This window comes from Magnetospirillum sp. WYHS-4 (assembly GCA_039908345.1).
GTDB lineage: Bacteria > Pseudomonadota > Alphaproteobacteria > Rhodospirillales > GLO-3 > JAMOBD01.
Genome location: JAMOBD010000112.1, coordinates 1 through 5,342 on the forward strand (window position 1 = coordinate 1; position 5,342 = coordinate 5,342).

The window sequence follows — 5,342 nt, forward strand, 5'->3', positions numbered from 1 at the left end:
GGTAGCGCCCGCGCGCCGCCGCCGTCAGCCCTTCCCGTGCCACCTCGCGGGCGGAAAAGCCGGCGAAGCCGGTGGGATCGGCGTAGTTCCGCAGCACCTCGACCGAACGGTCCAGGGCCGCCCGGTCTTCCGCCGGCACCTCCGGCAGGTCGCGGCCGTCGCCCTGGATCTTCGGCAGGGGCTGGCGCCAGGCGATCAGCCCCGGCCCGCCCGCCTTGAGATCGGTGTGGTGGTCTTCCACCTCCCGCTCGGTGGGGGCCTGGAAGCCCCTGAACCGGTCCTTGAAGTCGCGGCGCAGGCTGCGCACCGTCTCGCCGCCCGGCCGCAGGTAGCCGTCGATGCGCAGGCCATGGGCCCCCTGGTAGCCGCGGATGGTTTCGACGTCGTCCTCGCCCAGGAAGCCGGTGGGCCCCTGGAAGCGCTGGAAAGGCTTGTCGTTCCAGTTGGCCAGCACCGACTGCACCTTGGCGACGTCCTCCGGCTTGTTGGCCTGGCCCAGGCCGACGCCGTCGGCAAGGGAGAAGTAGCTGCGCGGGCGGGCCCGCCCGAAGAATCCGTTCTCGTCGTCGTCGTCTCCCAGATCGAGGAAGGAGCCGGGGCTTTCGTTCCGCCTTTCGTCGTCATCGTCCCGCCAAAAGAGACCCATGGCACGTTCTCCAAGTAAATGCTGGACCTATGTTCCCACGTATTCTCGCCTCTGGAAGGGCAGCCCCGGCCGTCGCCGGGGCCCCCTTTTGCCAGGAGCCATAGTCTGGAACAGGGACTGTGGTGGCGCGCAATGTCGAACATCGCGGAACATATGTCAATCATCAAAATGGAACATGAGGAACAAAAACCGATTGGCGAGGCGGAAGGGGACGGCGAAGGTGGGGGGCGGATTCGTGAAGGATGACGGCAGAATGACGGCAAAGGGCATCAAGGGGCTGGCGGCCCGGTTCTGAGCGTATTAGAATTCTTTCAATTCCAGTCCCGAACGAGGGGCGGGGCGGGAAGGGCAACCATCAACCGGCAAAGGGGGTTTCGATCATGTCGTCGTTCGCGGAATCCATGGCCTACGGCCTTGGCGTCGTCGTCATCACGTTGGGAATCATCGGCGGCCTGGCCGCTTTCTTCATCGTCAAGTCGGCCAAGAAATAACATCCGAGGCGGTCCCGGAGGCTGCGGGCCTCCGGGGAGCCGCAGCAAGCGTCAGCGCGTCGGCACGTAGTACTGCCGCCCGAACCAATGCCAGCGCCCTTCCCCCGCCGGAAGGGTACAGTTGAGCCGTGAGCGGCCGGGTGGCAAGGGCTTGCGCAGGCGGACCTCCACCCGCGATTCGCCCAGGCGGATCAGGCCGACGCTGCCTTCGTGGGATGCGAAGCAACGCAGGCTGTCCAGGCTCGCCGCCACGGGGCCGACCGAGAAGCCGATGGGCGGCGGGTTGGCGCCGACGATCAAAGGATCGACCGGCGTGATGTCCGCCACCGGCAAGGCGACCGAATTCACCGCCTGGCGGAAGCGGTCCAGGGTGCCGTAGGTCTCGTTCAGGGCGAAGCGGGGCAGATAGAACCATTCAGGCTTCCCGTCGAAGGCCCCCGAGTGCTGGCCGAAGGCGGCCTTGAAACCGGAATCCCGAACGACTTGGGTCACCGCTTGGCCGGTCTCGCCATAAGGATAGGAAAAGAGTTCCGGGACTTGGCCCAGTTCGGTCCGGAACCGACCGTTGGCTTTTTCGATCTCCGCCTTGGCGCGCTCCGGCCCTTCCTGGGCCAGCGAGGCATGGGAGGCCGCGTGATGGCCGACGGTCACTCCGCCGCCCGCCACCATCTCCCGCAACTGGGCCCAGGTGACGTGCTCCGGCGAGCCGCTGTCCAGATGGTCGGTGGCGACGAAGAAGGTGAAAGGCAGGCCGGCCTTCCGGAGGCGCGGCCATCCCTCCCGGTAGACCGTGGCGAAGGCGTCGTCGATGGTGATGGCCACCGTCCGATCGGGTAGGGCCCGGCCCTCCTTGAGGGCGGCCACGATCTCGGGCAGTGGCAGCACCTTGTAGGGACCGGACTTCAACTCGCGAATATGTTCCTCGAACTGGTCCAAGCGAATGTTGGTGGAGGCATAGCGATTATCGCCGAAGCGATGGTACATCACCACCGCGGCAGAATCGACCGCCCTAGCCTCCACCGCGATCCCCAGCGCGGCCACCGTGGCGGCGACCGCGACCCTGATCCGACTCATGACCCCTCCGCGCCCTTGCATGGTCCGTCATTTTTCCCCAGTTTGGGGAGGAAGCACAAGTGATCCGCGTCACCCCATCGGGAGAATCTTCATGACCGGCCTCGACCCTTCCGCCCTCGACCAGCTCTTCCGCCAAGCGCGGACCCATAATGCCTGGCAGGACCGTCCCGTTCCGGAAAGCTTGCTGCGGGAAGCCTGGGACCTGGCCAAATGGGGGCCGACCAGCGCCAACTGCCTGCCGGCCCGCATCGTCTTCGTGGTCTCCCCGGAGGCGAAGGAGCGCCTCCGTTCCTGTCTCATGGAAGCGAACGTCGCCAAGACCATGGCGGCGCCGGCGACGGCGATCGTCGGCTACGACTTGGCGTTTCCCGACCAGTTGCCCCGGCTCTTTCCGCATGCGGACGCCCGCTCCTGGTTCGTCGGCAACGCCGAATTGATCCAGGCCACGGCGTTCCGCAACTCCACCCTCCAAGGAGCGTACTTCATGATGGCGGCCCGGTCGCTGGGTCTCGACTGCGGCCCCATGTCGGGCTTCGATGCGGCCAAGGTGGACGAGGCCTTCTTCGCCGGCACCGCCGTGAAGTCCAACTTCCTCTGCAATCTCGGCTACGGCGATCCGGCCAAGCTGTTTCCGCGTGGCCCCCGGCTTTCCTTCGATGAGGCCTGCCGGATCGGCTAGAGCGCCCGCCAGGACCAGGGATCACCCCGCGATTCGGGGGGGGTGAATACCATGGGTTGGGCGTTGACGGCCTTCACGCCGTCGTCCAGCCCCAGGCCTTCGCGCAGGGCGCGCAGGGTTCCCGAGTGGGCGACTACCACAACGGGTGCCGATCCGTCGATTTGCGCCAAGGCCCGCCAAGTGCGGGCGACGAAGATATTCCAGGGTTCGGCGCCGGGAGGTTCGGCTCTCGGGCCGCCGACGCGTTCGCCCAGAGGCCGCCCTTCCAGGCGGCCCCAGCCGCGCTCGCCCAGTCCGGCCAGGGTGCGAACCGTCAGGCCGCGCCGTTCGGCGAAGGGGCGGGCGGTCTGCAACGCCCGGTCCAGGGTACTGGCATAGACGGCACCCAAGGCGACGCCCTCAAGGCGGTCGGCTGCCTCCACCGCCTGTCGCCGGCCGAGATCGGTAAGCGGCGAGTCCATCCGGCCGGCAATGACATTGTCCCGGTTGGCCGTGCTTTCTCCATGGCGGAGAAAATAAAATGGGGCCCGCAGCAGCGCGATGTCCGGTGGTGCCGCCATGTCAGCGCCGGATCTGGGTCAGATAGTCGGCCAAGCCGCTCATGCAATCACGGAAGGTGTCCATGCTCTGGGTTGTCTTGGCCTGAACGAAGGCGCCCTGCAAGATGGCGATGATCGCCGCTGCCGTCGGTTCGGCATCCAGATCGCCGCGTAGGGTACCCCGTTGCTGGCCATGGCGGAGGGCGCGGGAGAGGCTCTTGCGCCATAGACGATAAAGCTCGTCCAGCCGGTCGCGGAATCCTTCATCGACCAAAGCCATCTCGGCCATCAGGTTGGTCAGGGGACAGCCTAGAGGGAGCATCGCGGGGATGTCCTCTGCCGCGCGCTCCTGAACGATGCGGGCCAAGCCCGCGACCGGATCGTCACTACCTTCCAGAGGCTTGACCCACCAAGTCTCCACATAGTCGCGTAGCGGTCCCTCGACGAGGGCGTAGCCCAGCGCCAGCTTGGTGGGAAAGTGATGGTAGAAGGCGCCCTTGGTGAGTCCGGTATCGGCCAGGATGTCATTCAGCCCGGTCGCCTGGAAGCCCCGGCGCCGGACCAGCCGCCAAGCGGATTCCAGGATGACGCGGCGGGTGGCCTGGGGAGCATGCGGTCGCCTCATACCGCTCAGTATGTCCGACCCCGGGGCCTCGCGCAACACCTAGCGCCTTAGCGCCCGCTGGCCTTACCCAAGGGGGCGGAACGTACCGGGGAGGGGGAGGGAGACGCGAAGGCCGCCCCCGACTGCCCCTCCGATGGCGAGACGGTGAACACCATTTCGGACCCGGTGAGGGTCCGCGCCTGGATCTGGATGGAAGCGACCCGGCTCTGGCGCTGGTAGGTCAATACGCTGATCGGCGCGCGGACCGACGTCACCTCGGTCCAGCCGAACTCGGGCATCTTCTGCTTCAGAAAATCGAACAGGGCGAAAGGGCCTGCCGAGGCGTTGATCACTAATTGGCCGACCCAGTTGTCCCCAGAACCCAGAACCAGGGTCCGGTCGAGGACCAGCTTGGAGCCGCCCGGGCTGGGAATATCGGGAAACTGCCCGAAGGAAGTCTGGACCGTGGCTTCGGAGGGAGATTCGGGAGTGGTCGACGCCAGTTCCGCCTGCGGCATGCAAGCCGCCAACGCCAACATCGCTGCGCTGGCGGCGCCAGAAAAAGCCTTGTTATTCATAGGCATCCGGGATTCTCCCTGTCGCTTGATGGAAAAAACGTCACGCATCTGCAAAAAAAGTACTGGACGCCCAAACGCGAACCACCTATATCACCGCGGCGGTTGGAAGGCCACCCGGCCATGACCCTTCGGGGACTTGATCTCCGAAGCGGGAAATGGCAGAATGGGCTTTCGCTTCTGTAACTGTCGGAATGACAGCGCTCGACACGACGCCCTCGGGCCAAGGTCGAGTGGGGTGCGGTTTCCGCTCCCGGTTCATTGACATTGTGGAAAGAAGAAGGGATGCGTGGACGGCGGTTGACCGGGGCCTTAGGGTTCTGAGACTTGTCCGTTTGCGCAGACGCCAAACACGGCCTTCGTCGCTTACGGGCGATGGGGGACGTGAGTGAAGTTTGTGACGGATGAGCTCCGTTGGTCTTCCGGGACATGCTAGTCCTGGGGGTCATCAACTTGAGAGTTTGATCCTGGCTCAGAACGAACGCTGGCGGCAGGCCTAACACATGCAAGTCGAACGCTCGTAGCAATACGGGAGTGGCGCACGGGTGAGTAACACGTGGGAATATGCCCAGCAGTGGGGGATAACCGAGGGAAACTTCGGCTAATACCGCATACGCCCCTAGGGGGAAAGATTTATCGCTGTTGGATTAGCCCGCGTCCGATTAGCTAGTTGGTGTGGTAACGGCGCACCAAGGCGACGATCGGTAGCTGGTCTGAGAGGATGATCAGCCACA

6 protein-coding genes and 1 rRNA gene are annotated in these 5,342 nt (G+C 65.2%); 2 read left to right on the forward strand and 5 right to left on the reverse strand.

Going from position 1 to position 5,342, the window contains the following annotated elements; translation table 11 throughout:
• Positions 1–646, reverse strand: a 646-nt coding sequence (locus H7841_17860; protein MEO5338728.1) for a hypothetical protein, incomplete at its 3' end; no start/stop codon positions are given.
• Positions 647–1,188: 542 nt separating this feature from the next.
• On the reverse strand, positions 1,189–2,211 hold the full coding sequence (locus tag H7841_17865) for a polysaccharide deacetylase family protein (protein MEO5338729.1): 1,023 nt from the start codon (positions 2,209–2,211) through the stop codon (positions 1,189–1,191).
• A gap of 91 nt (positions 2,212–2,302) precedes the next feature.
• Between H7841_17865 and H7841_17870 the strand changes: the two genes are divergently transcribed.
• Complete coding sequence (locus H7841_17870; GenBank protein MEO5338730.1) at positions 2,303–2,890, forward strand: malonic semialdehyde reductase; 588 nt, start codon at positions 2,303–2,305, stop codon at positions 2,888–2,890.
• Here the strand turns inward: H7841_17870 and H7841_17875 are convergent.
• From H7841_17875 to H7841_17885, 3 genes are read right to left on the reverse strand one after another with little or no spacing between them, the layout of a single operon-like run.
• Entirely contained in the window at positions 2,887–3,450 is a 564-nt protein-coding gene (locus H7841_17875) for a histidine phosphatase family protein (GenBank protein ID MEO5338731.1), read from the reverse strand. The genes H7841_17870 and H7841_17875 overlap by 4 nt on opposite strands.
• 1 nt (position 3,451) lies before the next feature.
• Positions 3,452–4,054 (reverse strand): TetR/AcrR family transcriptional regulator, encoded by a 603-nt coding sequence (locus H7841_17880; protein ID MEO5338732.1) that lies wholly within the window; start codon positions 4,052–4,054, stop codon positions 3,452–3,454.
• A gap of 47 nt (positions 4,055–4,101) precedes the next feature.
• The gene (locus H7841_17885) at positions 4,102–4,617 is read right to left on the reverse strand and encodes a hypothetical protein (GenBank protein MEO5338733.1); all 516 of its coding nucleotides are present in this window, start codon (positions 4,615–4,617) and stop codon (positions 4,102–4,104) included.
• 440 nt (positions 4,618–5,057) lie between these two features.
• On the opposite strand from H7841_17885, the gene H7841_17890 reads away from it, so the two are divergent.
• A 16S ribosomal RNA gene (locus H7841_17890) occupies positions 5,058–5,342 on the forward strand; the annotation flags it as partial.